Origin of the sequence: Aeromonas sp. s11 (assembly GCF_040907945.1) — a bacterium.
GTDB classification, from domain to species: Bacteria; Pseudomonadota; Gammaproteobacteria; order Enterobacterales; family Aeromonadaceae; genus Aeromonas; species Aeromonas veronii.
Map to the genome: position 1 here is coordinate 1 of NZ_JBFOCU010000050.1, position 13,857 is coordinate 13,857.

Consider the following 13,857-nt stretch of genomic DNA (forward strand, 5'->3'; position numbering starts at 1 on the left):
TTAGCCCCAGATTGTAATGTCCGCTTTGAGCCAGATTGAAATGTCCGGCTAGGGCCCCCTCAGTTATACCTTGTGAGATAGGTGTCACCACGGAGGGGTTCTCATGGCACAAAGCGAGCTGATATTCACCATGAAAGAGGTAGACCGTCTCAAGACCATCCAGGCCGTGGTGGAAGGCCACATACCCAGCACGATAGCGGCACAGCGCCTGTCATTGACGCCACGGCATCTACGCCGCCTGGTGGCCCGTTACGTGGAGGATGGCCCATTAGGGCTGCGCTCCCGCAAGTTCGGGATGAAAGGCAATCGGCAACTGCCGATTGGGCTCAAGGAGCAAGCCTATCAGCTGATCACCCAGCACTACCCTGATTTCGGGCCGACCCTGGCCGCTGAGAAACTGGCGGAACAACACGGTATCAACCTGGCCGTGGAGACCGTGCGCCAGATGATGATTGCCACGGGGCTATGGGTGCCCCGCCGGCAACGGCCACCCAGGATCCAGCAACCTCGTTACCGCCGCGCCTGCTTTGGTGAGTTGATCCAGGTTGACGGTTGCGACCACCGCTGGTTTGAGGGTCGAGCGCCAGCCTGTACCGCCATCGTGTTCGTGGACGATGCGACCAGCCAGATCACCGCCCTGCGCTTTGTGCATTCCGAATCGACCTTCGCCTACTTCGGCACCTTGCGCGATCACCTGGTTGCCCACGGCAAGCCGCTGGCGCTTTACAGCGACAAGGCCAGCGTGTTCAGGGTCAATCACAAGTCCTCCCGTGGCGAGGGCCAGACGCAGTTTGCCCGCGCCCTGGACGAACTCAATATCGAGGGGTTCTGCGCTCATAGCAGTGCGGCCAAGGGCCGTGTAGAGCGCGCGCACCTGACGTTACAAGATCGCCTGGTGAAAGAGTTGAGGTTGGCGGGGATCAGCTCGATTGACGAGGCCAATGCGTGGCTGCCTGGCTTCATCTCCGATTACAACCGGCGCTTCGGTAAAGCCCCCTTGCATGAGGTGGACGTACACCGCCCCCTGGGCCCTCATGATGACTTGGAGCGTACCCTGATCTGGAAGGAGCCCAGGCAGGTATCAAAACGGCTCACAACCCAATATGACAAGGTGCAATACCTGTTGCTCGATACCCCCGCCCAGCGGCGGCTGATCGGTCGAGAGATCATGGTGTACCACTATTGCGATGATCGGGTGGAGTTACGAGGGCTGGATGGCCAGCTCCTGGATTACTGCATCAAGGATCAGCTGGCACCGGTGAATCAAGGGGCGATTGTCGATAACAAGCGGCTTGGCCATGTGCTGTTGATGGCCCAAGAGGTTCAGACCATGCGGGACGATGTTCGTTCGCGAGCTGCGCCAAGCAGCCCGACGACGAACCGCCGTCGCGGGCCGCATCCTGACAAGGTGAAGCCAAACCGACTAGGGGAAGAGCAGTATTACAAGGCGCTGCTGGACGTCAGCGGCGAAAGGCTGGAAGCGCAACCTGACAGGCCTGAGCTGGCGGACATTGCGAAGGAAGCCGCGCAAACGGTGGCAAAGCGCAAGCGGGGTAGACCGCAGATCACCGGCCCTCGGGACGAAACACCATCCCCTGTTGTGCAAGCGGCCATCAGTCAGTGGCAACAGAGATCGCGACAGGACGAGGTTTAGTTTGGGCGCCGACGTCAGTGTCGGAACGGTACTTTTCGAGGGGGCATCGTCGATATAACCCCATAGTGTTATTTGAACGAGAATATCGCTGTTGCGCTGTGTTGCAGGGTTCCGAGCAACGCAATTTTGCGGGCATCCAACACTGACGTCGGCGCCAGCCGAACGGGCGCCGACGTCAGTGTCAGAACGAACAAGGCCAGCTCGAAAGCTGGCCTTGCTGGATTTTTGCATTGGTCGGTGGACTAGGGACTGACCGCCGCGAGGATACCTCCTCAACCTCCCTCTGTTTAAGTTTGACAGGCTCAAGTCCACATCCCGTTCAAACCGATCCGGCCCGCTTTGGTGTCCGGCTGCTATAGGTTCCCAGTGAATATAGCACACTGCATCCGGCATTCAAGAGGGGGGAAATCCGTTACGACACTGACGTCGGCGCCCGTTTTAATGATTAGTATGAGTACCCGTACTCATACTAATCGCTCCCTAACCAGGGAGCTCAATCCCCCATCGGGTGAGCTTTTCACGGACTTTATCGGAGTCCCGTTTTATGTGGGCTCGGGCGTATTCACTTGATGAAGAGACTTGCATGGCCACTGCTTGAAACTCTGGGTCAGTTTTCTTTCTGCGCGTCGTCAACGCCTGCAAATAGCCCTCTGCCAGTTCTCGGCTATCGAGACTGACTGAAGCCCCAGGGCCACATAAGCGGCCACCTGCAGACATGAACAGCGAGCCCTTTTCCAATTCACCAACCAGTTCAAATGGCACTCGATCCGAGTATTGAACTTGCACCGTGAACCACTCAATTTTGTGTTTCACATTCATCCCCTGTGCCGTATTTGCTTTCGTACCAGGCAATAAATGCCCCCCAGGGAAGAGAACGCATTTTTGTGAGCGCTTCAGCAACTTCGGGGTCGAAGCACTCGGTCACATCATCCATAATCTTCTTCGCTTGAGCGGCCAGCTCTGGTTGTTGTTCAACCCAGCGTGTAATGGCTGTCTCGTAGAGCGAATCAGCTTCTTCAGCCAGTTCCAGCATGGTTCTTTTTTGAGTCACAACGGCATCCTCTTATGAATCTTCAGCAGCTGATTTTGACATGACTCTTAACTCAATTTCACCAAGATCTCGGACATTTGGATTTAGCTAAAAACCGGTCATTTCAAATAGTTTTTGACATGTGTCAAAGCAAGCCATCAAGGGCATGATCGGAGAATTTGTGGGCGTCATCGAAGTACTCCTGCAGGGTTCGCATATCCTTGTGGCGAGTGACTTCTATGATCTTGTTCATCGGCTTGCCGGCAGTCACCGCCGAGGTGATAAATCCACGGCGCAGGCTGTGGCCACTGACGTAGAGATCGTCGATGGTTTGGCCTGTTCGCCGCTTGATCATCAGATTGATGCCCTGGGGGCCGAGCGGTTCGGCCATCAGTTGACCCCAGCGGTTCATGCGCCGAAACAGCGGCCCCTCGCTGATCCGGCTTTTGTGTAGCCATTTTTGCAGTGCCGACACGGGGCAATAGAGCTTGCCCGGGATCAGGGCTATCTCGGTTTCATGCAACTGGTGCTTACTTGGTTTGAGGCGAAGACGGATCCCCTGCCCCACAAAATCGAGATCGCTCACCTCAATTCGCGCCGCTTCCGAGCGACGCAAGGCGCCACTGAACATCAAGAGCAGCAGGGTGTGATCACGCAAGCCAGCCAGATCACCGGTGTCGATGCCATCCAGCACCTGGGTCAATGGTTGCAGCGTCAGGGCGCCAGTTTTGCGCTTGCGGTTATCCCCCAACCTGACAATACCGCGCATCATCTCCTTGATTTCGGGATGTTCGGTGGGCATGGGGTGAATGCCTTTCTGCTTGAAGGCATAACGGATCCCGGCAAGCCGTCTCACCAGGGTTGCCGGTTTTCGAGGTTCACCGTTACGCAGCTCCCCCTTCCCCTCCTCTTTATCCAGCCATACCCAGTCAGCCAATACGCCATCGGCCTGATCTGCCAGAAAGTTCATAATGTCATGATGGGTTGTTTGCAGCGGATCCAGCCCGTGCAATTGGCACCAGAAGACAAAAATACGGGTATCCGCCTGATAGGCATTGAGGGTGGAATCCGCTTTTGCACTGCGCAAAAAGCGTCGTGCTCGGCTATTTAGCTGGGCATCGAAAACAGTCTGCAGTGACTGATGAGCTGGATTGGACAAGGTTGGATATGCCACGGAACTCTATGATTCATATGAAGTTTGATAGGATCTTACAGGATCTTCCACACACATCAAATATCGATAATGAATATTATCGATACCTAGAGCATCCTATTTTAATACCCATTGACCACGCTGAATAAAGGAAACATAGGAATATCATTCGACACGGTTTAGCAAAAACGAAAAAGGAAAATTGGCAGGAAGAAGTGAGAGATAACGTAGCTCGATGTTGATATTCAGGTGGGTAATCAGCTTGGTATTTGAAAATTAAAAAGCCCCGAATAACGGGGCTTGGGGATTATTTTTTCGCCAGCTTGAACAGTTCAAAGAAATTCCGGCTGGTGGCTTCTGCCAATTCATTAAGCGGAATATGACGCAGATCGGCAATAAACTGCGCAACGTCTCGCACAAAGGCGGGTTCGTTCTCCCTCCCCCGATGCGGCACGGGGGCAAGATAGGGCGAGTCGGTTTCGACCAGCAATCTGTCGAGGGGAAGTGCCTTGACCACCTCTTGCAATGCAGACGCATTTTTGAAGGTGGCGATCCCGGAGATGGAGATATAGAACCCCATCGCCATCGCCGCTTGCGCCATTTCGAGGGATTCGGTGAAGCAGTGCAGCACACCGCCAACCTGATCCGCTCCCTCTTCGCGCATGATCTGCAAGGTATCTTGCTGGGCATCGCGGGTATGGATGATCAGCGGCTTGTTCAACGCGCGGGCAACCCGGATATGTTCGCGGAAAGAGGCTTGCTGAACGTCCTTGTTCTCGGGCGAGTAGAAGTAGTCGAGTCCGGTTTCGCCGATGGCGATCACTCTTTCGTCAGCAGCCTGTGTCAGCAACAAGGCTGCATCCACCCCAGGTTCCTGATTGAGCGGATGTACCCCGCAAGAGGCAAACACCTGGGGATAGGGGGCGATCGCCTCGAGCATAGTCGGGAACTGTGCCTGAGTCACACTGACACAGAGAAAATATCCCACGTCCAGTTTCGCGGCCTTTGCCAGTACATCAGCCATGGTTGTCTGCTTGCTGCCATAGCTGAGGCGATCGAGATGACAGTGGGAATCAACGAGTAACATATAAAACCTTTCTGCTTGTCGGTACTTATAACCAGCAACTGAGCCAGTTCATCAGATGGATGGTGGGATTGGAGAGCTGACCCGGCTGACATGCCGCTTTCAGGGCAACCAGATCTTGTTCTGCCTCCAGCAGTTTTTCGCTGGAGTGCTGCTCCGCCAACCGTTGACTCAAGATGGCCAGATCAGGCATTGCAAGCTGATGGTGACCACATCCAGCCTGGGTTTTCAGGGCATCGCACAAGAAGAGCTGCAACCAGTGCAACCTGACCTGCGTCTCCTGACCAAGCTGGCTGCACAGTGCCGTCGCCTTGACCGGACTTTGACTCAGGGCGACAAACTGCTCCAGCAGTTCGCGACGAGTCCCGTCCTGTTGCTGCTCGATATAGTCGAGTACCCGCAGCGGGGCCCCCTGACAGATCCGCACCTGAGCCAGAGTGGCCTGATGACCCTGCTCGGCCAACCAGCGTACTGTTTCCCCTTCCGCAGGCAATTGACAGACATGTTTGTGACAGCGACTAAGAATGGTGGGAAGCAACCGGGAAACCTGGGAAGCGATCAGCAACAGCAAGCTGTCGCCGGCCGGCTCTTCCAGGGTTTTCAGCAGGGCATTGGCTGCCGATTCGGTCATCCGTTCCGCATCAGGAATGATCACCACCTTGCCACGGCCGAGCTGGGCAGAGCCCTGCAGCCGGGTGCAGATCTCGCGAATGGCCTCGACCCCGATGGTCTTGCTGTCGCGAGTTATGGTGCCGAGATCCGGGTGGTTGCCCTTGTCAAACAGCTGGCAAGAGTGGCAGTGGCCGCACGGCTCTCCGCGATCCGGTTGCTGGCAAAGGTGCAAACGTGCCAGCCGCTCGGCCAGTTGCTCCTTGCCAAGACCGGGATCGCCCAGCAACAACCAGGCGTGGCCGAGACGACCAGACTGGGCCGTCTGGCTCAGGGCATGCCAGTCTGAGATCAGCCAGGGATACATAGCGACTCGTTCGACAGATAGTGATCCAATGCACACTCGATGGCAGCTTTGACCTGTTCCGGGGTTTGCGCCGCATCGATCACCACAATGGAGTCATCCTTGGCGGCCAGTTCGAGATAACGAGTTCGGGTACGCTCGAAGAAGCTCAGTTGCTCCAGTTCGATGCGATCCAGCTCGCCGCGATGGCGCGCGCGCTGCAAGCCAAGGGCAGGATCGATATCGAGATAGAGGGTGAGATCCGGTTTGAAGTTGCCGAGCACCGCCTGCTTGATGGCACCGATAAGAGTAGCATCGATGCCACGCCCCCCCCCCTGATAGGCCTGGGAGGAGAGATCGTGGCGATCCCCCACCACCCAGACACCGTCGGCCAGTGCGGGTTTGATGCGGGTCTCCACCAGTTGTACCCGGGAGGCATACATCAGCAGCAATTCCGCCTCGATGGTGAGGCGCTCGTCGTGCACCTCTTTGACGATGGCCCGCATCCGCTCGGCTAGCGGCGTACCACCCGGCTCGCGGGTGCACTCGATCCGGTTGATGCCGTGGCGCTGCAGATAGTCGGTCACATAACGCACGGCCGAGCTCTTCCCTGCCCCTTCCAATCCTTCGATCACAATAAATTTAGACATTAGGGTTTCTTCAATATGTATTCGCGAACCGCCCGATTGTGTTCATCGAGGGTCTTGGAGAAATAGTGGGCACCGCCCCCCTTGGCGACAAAGTAGAGATAGTCGGTCGACTTGGGGTTAAGCGCAGCTTCGATGGAGGCCTTGCCCGGCATGGCAATAGGCGTGGGCGGCAGACCATCGATCACATAGGTGTTGTAGGGATTCTTGTCGGTCAGATCGCTGCGGCGAATGTTGCCATCGTAGCGATCTTTCACCCCGTAAATGACGGTGGGATCGGTTTGCAACTTCATGCCCAGACGCAGACGATTGACAAACACCGAGGCGATCTGCGCCCGCTCATCCGGCTGGCCGGTCTCTTTTTCAATAATTGAGGCCATGATCAACGCCTCGTAGGGGGTCTTGTAAGGCAGGTTGGCCTGACGTTTCTCCCAGCTCTGCTGCAGGAAAGTCTCCATATCCTGATGGGCACGACGCAGGATCGAGAGATCGCTGGCATGGGTGGTATAGGCGTAGGTTTCCGGCAGGAACCACCCCTCCAGCTTGCCATTCTCGATGCCGAGCTCCTGCGCCAGGTCGGCTTCGGATTGCTCGACGGTCAATCGCTCAAGGTATGGGGCACTGGAGAGCTGCTTCTGCCAATCCTCGAAACGGGAACCTTCGACGAAGGTGAGGCTGAAGTGAAACTCCTTGCCCGATGCGAACAGAGAAAGGGTCTCCTTGAGAGGGGCCCCTTCCTTGATTTCATAGGTGCCCGATTTGATGGCCACCAGTTCGGGATGGCTGCGCAGCCAGAGCCGCACCGCCCAGGGGCTGGTTTCCCCCTCACCCAGTTCGGCAATGAGGCGCGCCGCATGGGCGCCCTTCTCCACCGTAAAGAGCCGGGTCGGCCCCTTGTTGGTGAGCGTCTCTACCTGTTGCCATTTGTAATGTACATAGCCCCCGGCAGCGGCTACCATCAGTGCCGCCCCCGCGAGCAGGGTGTAAAGCCGATTAAACTTCAATGACCAAACGCTCCTGTAAACGGCGACTCAATACCGCTGGGGGATAGTGAATATCCTCGATGCCATTGACCGGCACGACCCCCATAAGGGTATTGGTGAGCCACACCTCTTCCGCCTGCCATAGTGACTCCAGCGGAGCCTCTACCACACGCAACTCAATACTCATCTGTTTCAACATCGCCATCACCTGGCGACGCATGATGCCATCGACACCACCGCGGGCGAGATCGGGCGTAAACACCGTCTTGCCCCGACGCCAAAACAGATTGGCACTGACCCCTTCAATCAGAAAACCACGACTGTTAAGCACTATCCCTTCGACTGCATTTCGGCTGACAAGTTCGCTTTTCAGCAATACCTGCTCCAGACGATTCAAAGTTTTAAGCCCGGCCAGCATGGGCGCATCGCCGATCCGCTGGCGGCACACCACTATCTCGATCCCCTCCTGTTGCCACTGGCCATAGTGAGTGGGAAATGACGCCAGAGTGACAATCCGGGTTGTGTGCTGACATACGCTGCCATCATAGCCCCGCCCCCCCTCGCCGCGGGTCAGGATCACCTTGGCCACGCATTGTGGCTGCTCGGCCACCATCTCTTCAACCTCCCGGGTCAAGAGATCCCAGTCCGGTTCAACCAATCCCAGCCGGTTGTTCGCCTGCTGCAACCGTGCCAGATGGGCAGGCCACTGCAACACGCGCCCCTCCCTGACCGCCATGGTGGTGAAATGACCGTCACCATAAGCCAGCCCCCGATCATGTGCCGAGATGGTATCAAGCTTCATGCCATTGATAAGCAAAGGGATCCCTCCGATAAAAAAGGCCCGATACCGGCAGTATCGGGCCTGTGTCTTTGCCCTGCGGCAAATTATACGCGTTTGAAGATCAGTGAGCCATTGGTGCCGCCAAAACCAAACGAGTTGGAAAGGGCGTACTCGAAGCTGCCTGACTTGGCCACATGGGGTACCAGCTCCAGATCGCACTCTTCATCCGGGTTGTCCAGGTTAATGGTGGGCGGCGCCACCTGATCACGCAGGGCCAACACAGTGATGATCGCCTCGATGGCACCGGCGGCGCCCAGCAGGTGACCGGTCATGGACTTGGTGGAGCTCACCATCAGGGATTTGGCATGCTCACCAAACACCGACTTCATGCCACGCAGCTCGGCCACATCACCCAGCGGGGTGGAGGTGCCGTGAGCGTTGATGTAGCCGATCTGCTCGGGGGCAATGCCGGCATCCTTGATGGCATTTTTCATGGCGCGAGCGCCACCGTTGCCATCTGCAGGAGGCGCAGTCATGTGGTACGCGTCACCGCTCATGCCAAAACCGACCAGCTCGGCGTAGATCTTGGCGCCACGGGCCTTGGCGTGTTCGTACTCTTCCAGTACCAGTACACCGGCACCGTCACCCAGCACGAAACCATCGCGATCTTTATCCCACGGACGGCTCGCTTTTTGCGGCTCGTCGTTGCGGTTGGAGAGTGCCTTGGCAGCAGCAAAACCACCCATCCCCATCGCGGTGGAAGCTTTCTCGGCACCGCCGGCGACCATCACGTCGGCATCACCGTAAGCGATCATCCGGCCAGCCATGCCGATGGCATGGGTACCCGTGGTACAGGCGGTCGTCACGGCGATGTTCGGCCCTTGCAGACCTTTCATGATGGAGAGATGACCGGACACCATATTGATGATGGTGGACGGAACGAAGAAGGGACTGATCTTGCGCGGGCCGCCGTTGACCAAGCTTTCGTGGTTCTGTTCAATCAGACCCAGACCGCCGATACCGGAGCCAATCGCCACGCCGACACGTTCGGCATTCTCTTCATTGATGGTCAGGCCGGAATCATCCAGCGCCTGCATACCGGCCGCGATGCCGTATTGAATGAAGAGATCCATCTTGCGAGCGTCTTTACGGTTGATACCGTACTGCTCGGGATCGAAATCCTTGACCAGACCTGCGAAGCGGGTTGCAAACTCGCTGGCATCAAAGTGTTCGATAAGGGAAATGCCGCTCTGCCCGTTGAGCAGTGCTTGCCAGCTGGATTCGGCAGTGTTACCCACCGGGGAAAGCATCCCCAAGCCGGTCACCACGACTCTGCGTTTTGACACTGAGGTAGTCTCCGAGAGGTGTTTTGAAAAGGAACAAATACAAAAGAAGCGGCCCTTGGGCCGCTTCTTTCAGAACAGGAACTTATTCCTGATTAGCGGTGATGTAGTCGATAGCCGCTTGAACAGTGGTGATCTTCTCGGCTTCTTCATCAGGAATTTCGGTATCGAATTCTTCTTCCAGCGCCATTACCAGTTCAACGGTATCCAAAGAGTCAGCGCCCAGGTCGTCGACGAAGGAGGCAGCGTTCTTAACGTCTTCCTCTTTAACACCCAGTTGTTCGATGATGATTTTCTTTACGCGTTCTTCGATGTTGCTCATGACCTGAATTTTCCTTTAAAAATACGCTATTTGCGTCTGGTTGGGGTAGTTTATTCAATTGACGTGAGTTTGCAAGTAGCTTGCCGCTGGTCAAACCACGAAATGTGCCAAACTTCGGCGTACTATCGCAAATTTGAACAGATCTCACGACAAATTGATTACACCATGTACATCCCGCCATTAACATGCAGGGTTTCGCCGGTGATATAGGCTGCTTCATCAGAAGCCAAGAATACCACAGCTGCGGCAATTTCTTTTGGATCACCCAAACGGGCGGCAGGCACCTGACTCATGATGCCGGCACGTTGATCGTCATTCAGGGCACGGGTCATGTCGGTTTCGATGAAACCGGGTGCAACCGCGTTCACTGTGATACCACGGGATGCCACTTCCCGCGCCAACGATTTGGTAAAACCAACCAGACCGGCCTTGGCGGCAGCATAGTTGACCTGACCGGCATTGCCCATGGTTCCCACCACGGAGCCAATGCTGATGATGCGACCGTGACGTTTCTTCATCATGGCACGCAACACCGGTTTGCTCAGACGGTAAAGCGAGGTCAGATTGGTATCGATGATCTCGTTCCACTCGTCATCTTTCATCCGCATCAACAGGTTGTCACGGGTGATCCCCGCGTTGTTGATCAGGATGTCGATGTCGCCAAAGCGCGCCTTGATGGCGGCGAAGACGGCTTCGATGGATTCCTGGCTGGTCACGTTCAGTGCCATGCCGCAGCCATTGTCACCCAAATAGGCGCTGATCGCCTCGGCACCGCTCTCGCTGGTCGCCGTACCGACCACTTTCGCGCCACGGGCCACGAATGTTTCGGCAATCGCACGGCCGATGCCACGACTGGCACCGGTCACCAACACAACCTTATCGGTAAAGCTCATCACTTGCTCCTGTTTACTTGATCTGGGCCAGCGCCTGCTCGAAAGAGGCGGCATCGTTGGCGTGAATACCTTCCACGCGCTTGTCGATGCGCTTGGCGAGCCCGGTCAACACTTTGCCCGGTCCCATCTCGATCTCGAGGGTAACCCCCTCGTTGGCCATCCGCTCGACAGTCTCGGTCCAACGAACCGGGCTGAACAGCTGACGTACCAGCGCTTGCTTGATGGCGGCCGGATCCTGTTCACAGGATACGTCGACATTATTGATGACAGCGATGGTTGGAACCTTGATCTCGATCCCGTCCAGCGCAGCTGCCAGTTTTTCTGCGGCAGGTTTCATCAGCGCGCAGTGAGACGGCACGGAGACCGGCAGCGGCAGCGCACGCTTGGCGCCCGACTCTTTCATCAGCACGTTGGCGCGCTCAACGGCCTCTTTGTGACCGGCGATAACCACCTGGCCCGGGGAGTTGAAGTTGACCGGAGAGACCACCTGCCCTTGTGCCGCTTTTTCGCAGTTGGCGGCGATGGATTCGTTATCCAGACCGATGATGGCCGCCATGGCGCCGGTGCCTTCCGGTACCGCTTCCTGCATGGCCAGACCACGCAGCTCGACCAGTTTGACCGCATCGGCAAAATCGAGTGCGCCGCTGCAAACCAGCGCGGAGTACTCACCCAGGCTGTGACCCGCCATCATGGCAGGCGTTGCCCCACCCTGCTGTTGCCACAGGCGCCACAGGGCGACAGAGGCTGTCAGCAGCGCAGGCTGAGTGCGCCAGGTTTTGTTCAGATCTTCAACCGGACCATCCATCACCAGGGCAAACAGGTCATAACCCAGCACCTGGCTCGCCTCGGCGAAGGTCTCCTTGATCACGGCATGTTGTTCGGCCAGCTCGGCCAGCATGCCTACGGACTGGGAACCTTGTCCCGGGAAGGCAATGGCAAATTGGGTCATCATTGATTCCTTTTAGATAAGACAAAAATGAAATCGGTGACGGGATGATGGAGACACCATCCCGCCGAAGATCAGAGGCGAACCAGCGCAGAGCCCCAGGCGAAACCGCCACCAAAGGCTTCCAGCAGTACCAGCTGACCCGGTTTGATCCGGCCATCCCGCACCCCTTCATCGAAGGCGACAGGGACGGACGCAGCAGAAGTGTTGCCGTGCTTGTCGAGGGTCAGCACCACTTTATCGAGGCTCATACCCAACTTCTTGGCTGTGGCGCTGATGATGCGGAAGTTGGCCTGATGCGGCACCAGCCAGTCCAGCTCGCTCGGCTCGATGCCTGCAGCAGCCAGGGTTTCGGTTACGATCTCGCTCAGACGGGTGACCGCGACTTTGAAGACATCGTTGCCCTTCATATACATGTAGGCTTCGAGCTCGGCACCCGGCATGCCACGACGGGGATGAGGCAGCTTGAGCAGATCGCCATAACGGCCATCGGCATGGAGATGAGTAGAGAGGATGCCCGGCGTCTCGCTGGCGCCGACAATCACAGCCCCTGCCCCATCACCAAACAGGATGATGGTGCCGCGATCTTGCGGATCGCACATGCGGGAGAGCACATCGGCCCCGACGACCAGCACATGGCGGGCAGCGCCGGATTTGACGAACTGATCGGCAATGGAGAGTGCGTAGGTGAAACCTGCGCAGGCTGCAGCCACGTCAAAGGCAGGAATGCCCGGTACGCCGAGCAGCCCCTGCAGCTCGCAGGCGGCAGCCGGGAAGGCATTTTCGGCACTGGTGGTGGCCAGCACTATCATATCGAGATCGGCAGCGGTCAGACCGGCTGCATCCAGGGCGCGCAGGGCGGCCTGGTAAGAGAGGGTGGCAACGGTCTCGTCAGCACCGGCAATACGGCGCTCACGGATACCGGTGCGTTCCACGATCCACTCATCACTGGTCTCAACCATCTGCTCAAGATCGGCGTTGGTACGCACTGAACTCGGCAGGTAGCTGCCAGTACCCAGAATTTTGCTATGCATAGAGTTCTTATAGATCCCTGTCAGAGAAGACAGCTTCAAGGCGATCTGCTATTTGCAGTGGAAGTTGATGTTTGGCCTCTTGTGCGGCCAGCAGGATCGCATTACACAGGGCGCGCCGTTCGGCCCGCCCATGACTTTTTACCACAATGCCGCGCAATCCTAACAGACTTGCCCCGTTATACTGGTCGGGGTTCAGGTAAGAAAAACGCCGTTTGAACATAAATCCGGCGATCCGGCCAAGAAAAGTGCGTTTCTTGCGGGGATATCCGGCCAGCTGGGCCATCATCCGCACCACCCCTTCTGCCGTCTTGAGGGCGACATTGCCGACAAAACCGTCGCAGACAATCACATCGCTGTCGCCGCTGAAGATGCGATCCCCTTCGACAAACCCGACATAATTGAGCGCGTGGCACTGACGCAACAATTCGGCGCTGTGGCGCACCAAGTCGTTGCCCTTGATCTCCTCCTCGCCGATGTTGAGCAAGGCAACACGGGGTGATGCAATGCCTTCGACCTTTTCGGCCACGACGGAGCCCATCACCGCAAATTGCAGCAAGGTATCGGCATCGCAACTGACGTTGGCGCCTAGATCCAGCATCACGGTGCGTTTGCCACTCAATGTCGGCAACGCTTTGATAAGGGCGGGTCTGTCTACCCCTGGCAAGGATTTGAGCACGCACTTGGCCATCGCCATCAACGCCCCCGTATTGCCGGCACTGACGCAGGCATCGGCCTCACCGGCTTTCACCAGATTGAGTACCACCCGCATGGAGGAGTCTTTCAGAGTACGCAGCGCCACGATCGGTTTATCGCCCATGCCAACCACTTGGGATGCATGTACGAAACGGACTCGGGGATGATTCAGCAAGCCATGTCGCTGCAGCAGAGAGAAGGTCTGATGTTGGTCGCCGACCAGGATCAGTTTTAGCTGGGGTAAAAGAGACAGTGCCTGCACGGCGGCAGGCACTGTTTCCGAGGGGCCAATATCTCCCCCCATGATGTCTAGCGCGACAGTTTGCGTAGACAAAGGCAATC

15 protein-coding genes are annotated in these 13,857 nt (G+C 56.9%); 1 reads left to right on the forward strand and 14 read right to left on the reverse strand.

Annotation, left to right across the window (positions count from 1 at the left end):
• Positions 1 to 103 precede the first annotated feature (103 nt).
• Positions 104 to 1,654 (forward strand): ISNCY family transposase, encoded by a 1,551-nt coding sequence (locus tag AB5Y84_RS13475; RefSeq protein ID WP_368176249.1) that lies wholly within the window; start codon positions 104 to 106, stop codon positions 1,652 to 1,654.
• A gap of 480 nt (positions 1,655 to 2,134) precedes the next feature.
• Here AB5Y84_RS13475 and AB5Y84_RS13480 read toward each other — a convergent pair whose 3' ends face one another.
• From AB5Y84_RS13480 to plsX, 14 genes are all read right to left on the reverse strand, one after another.
• Positions 2,135 to 2,467 carry a hypothetical protein gene (locus AB5Y84_RS13480; RefSeq protein WP_368176250.1) on the reverse strand — a complete coding sequence of 111 codons (333 nt, stop codon included), beginning with the start codon at positions 2,465 to 2,467 and terminating at the stop codon, positions 2,135 to 2,137.
• Positions 2,451 to 2,705, reverse strand: coding sequence for a hypothetical protein (locus AB5Y84_RS13485; protein ID WP_139714689.1), 255 nt, complete (start codon positions 2,703 to 2,705; stop codon positions 2,451 to 2,453). The genes AB5Y84_RS13480 and AB5Y84_RS13485 overlap by 17 nt, the downstream gene beginning before the upstream one ends.
• Before the next feature lie 124 nt (positions 2,706 to 2,829).
• Positions 2,830 to 3,771 (reverse strand): site-specific integrase, encoded by a 942-nt coding sequence (locus AB5Y84_RS13490; protein WP_368177151.1) that lies wholly within the window; start codon positions 3,769 to 3,771, stop codon positions 2,830 to 2,832.
• 373 nt (positions 3,772 to 4,144) lie between these two features.
• Entirely contained in the window at positions 4,145 to 4,924 is a 780-nt protein-coding gene (locus AB5Y84_RS13495; protein ID WP_368177152.1) for a TatD family hydrolase, read from the reverse strand.
• Positions 4,925 to 4,949: 25 nt separating this feature from the next.
• Positions 4,950 to 5,897 (reverse strand): DNA polymerase III subunit delta', encoded by a 948-nt coding sequence (gene holB / locus AB5Y84_RS13500; protein ID WP_368177153.1) that lies wholly within the window; start codon positions 5,895 to 5,897, stop codon positions 4,950 to 4,952.
• Positions 5,882 to 6,523, reverse strand: coding sequence for a dTMP kinase (gene tmk, locus AB5Y84_RS13505; protein WP_368177154.1), 642 nt, complete (start codon positions 6,521 to 6,523; stop codon positions 5,882 to 5,884). The genes holB and tmk overlap by 16 nt, the downstream gene beginning before the upstream one ends.
• The gene (gene mltG, locus AB5Y84_RS13510; protein WP_368177155.1) at positions 6,523 to 7,524 is read right to left on the reverse strand and encodes an endolytic transglycosylase MltG; all 1,002 of its coding nucleotides are present in this window, start codon (positions 7,522 to 7,524) and stop codon (positions 6,523 to 6,525) included. The genes tmk and mltG overlap by 1 nt, the downstream gene beginning before the upstream one ends.
• Entirely contained in the window at positions 7,514 to 8,320 is an 807-nt protein-coding gene (gene pabC / locus AB5Y84_RS13515; protein ID WP_368177156.1) for an aminodeoxychorismate lyase, read from the reverse strand. The genes mltG and pabC overlap by 11 nt, the downstream gene beginning before the upstream one ends.
• A 68-nt stretch (positions 8,321 to 8,388) precedes the next feature.
• Positions 8,389 to 9,630: a beta-ketoacyl-ACP synthase II gene (gene fabF, locus AB5Y84_RS13520; protein ID WP_368177157.1), complete on the reverse strand. Its 1,242-nt coding sequence runs from the start codon at positions 9,628 to 9,630 to the stop codon at positions 8,389 to 8,391.
• Between the two features lie 82 nt (positions 9,631 to 9,712).
• A complete protein-coding gene (acpP, locus tag AB5Y84_RS13525; RefSeq protein ID WP_005300909.1) occupies positions 9,713 to 9,949 on the reverse strand; it encodes an acyl carrier protein in 237 nt (78 codons plus the stop codon).
• Between the two features lie 158 nt (positions 9,950 to 10,107).
• Positions 10,108 to 10,842: a 3-oxoacyl-ACP reductase FabG gene (fabG, locus tag AB5Y84_RS13530; RefSeq protein ID WP_005351850.1), complete on the reverse strand. Its 735-nt coding sequence runs from the start codon at positions 10,840 to 10,842 to the stop codon at positions 10,108 to 10,110.
• 13 nt (positions 10,843 to 10,855) lie between these two features.
• On the reverse strand, positions 10,856 to 11,791 hold the full coding sequence (gene fabD, locus AB5Y84_RS13535; RefSeq protein WP_005333161.1) for an ACP S-malonyltransferase: 936 nt from the start codon (positions 11,789 to 11,791) through the stop codon (positions 10,856 to 10,858).
• Positions 11,792 to 11,862: 71 nt separating this feature from the next.
• Positions 11,863 to 12,822, reverse strand: a complete 960-nt coding sequence (locus AB5Y84_RS13540; protein ID WP_338774906.1) for a beta-ketoacyl-ACP synthase III — start codon at positions 12,820 to 12,822, stop codon at positions 11,863 to 11,865.
• A 7-nt stretch (positions 12,823 to 12,829) separates the two neighbouring features.
• Complete coding sequence (gene plsX, locus AB5Y84_RS13545; protein ID WP_368177158.1) at positions 12,830 to 13,849, reverse strand: phosphate acyltransferase PlsX; 1,020 nt, start codon at positions 13,847 to 13,849, stop codon at positions 12,830 to 12,832.
• Between the last annotated feature and the right edge of the window lie 8 nt (positions 13,850 to 13,857).

Bases quoted from the DNA above. Each gene is read 5' to 3' on its own strand.
- AB5Y84_RS13495 (WP_368177152.1), bottom strand. From the start codon at position 4,924: ATGTTACTCGTTGATTCCCACTGTCATCTCGATCGCCTCAGCTATGGC.
- tmk (WP_368177154.1), bottom strand. From the start codon at position 6,523: ATGTCTAAATTTATTGTGATCGAAGGATTGGAAGGGGCAGGGAAGAGC.
- AB5Y84_RS13540 (WP_338774906.1), bottom strand. From the start codon at position 12,822: ATGCATAGCAAAATTCTGGGTACTGGCAGCTACCTGCCGAGTTCAGTG.
- fabG (WP_005351850.1), bottom strand. From the start codon at position 10,842: ATGAGCTTTACCGATAAGGTTGTGTTGGTGACCGGTGCCAGTCGTGGC.
- AB5Y84_RS13475 (WP_368176249.1), top strand. From the start codon at position 104: ATGGCACAAAGCGAGCTGATATTCACCATGAAAGAGGTAGACCGTCTC.
- acpP (WP_005300909.1), bottom strand. From the start codon at position 9,949: ATGAGCAACATCGAAGAACGCGTAAAGAAAATCATCATCGAACAACTG.
- holB (WP_368177153.1), bottom strand. From the start codon at position 5,897: ATGTATCCCTGGCTGATCTCAGACTGGCATGCCCTGAGCCAGACGGCC.
- fabD (WP_005333161.1), bottom strand. From the start codon at position 11,791: ATGACCCAATTTGCCATTGCCTTCCCGGGACAAGGTTCCCAGTCCGTA.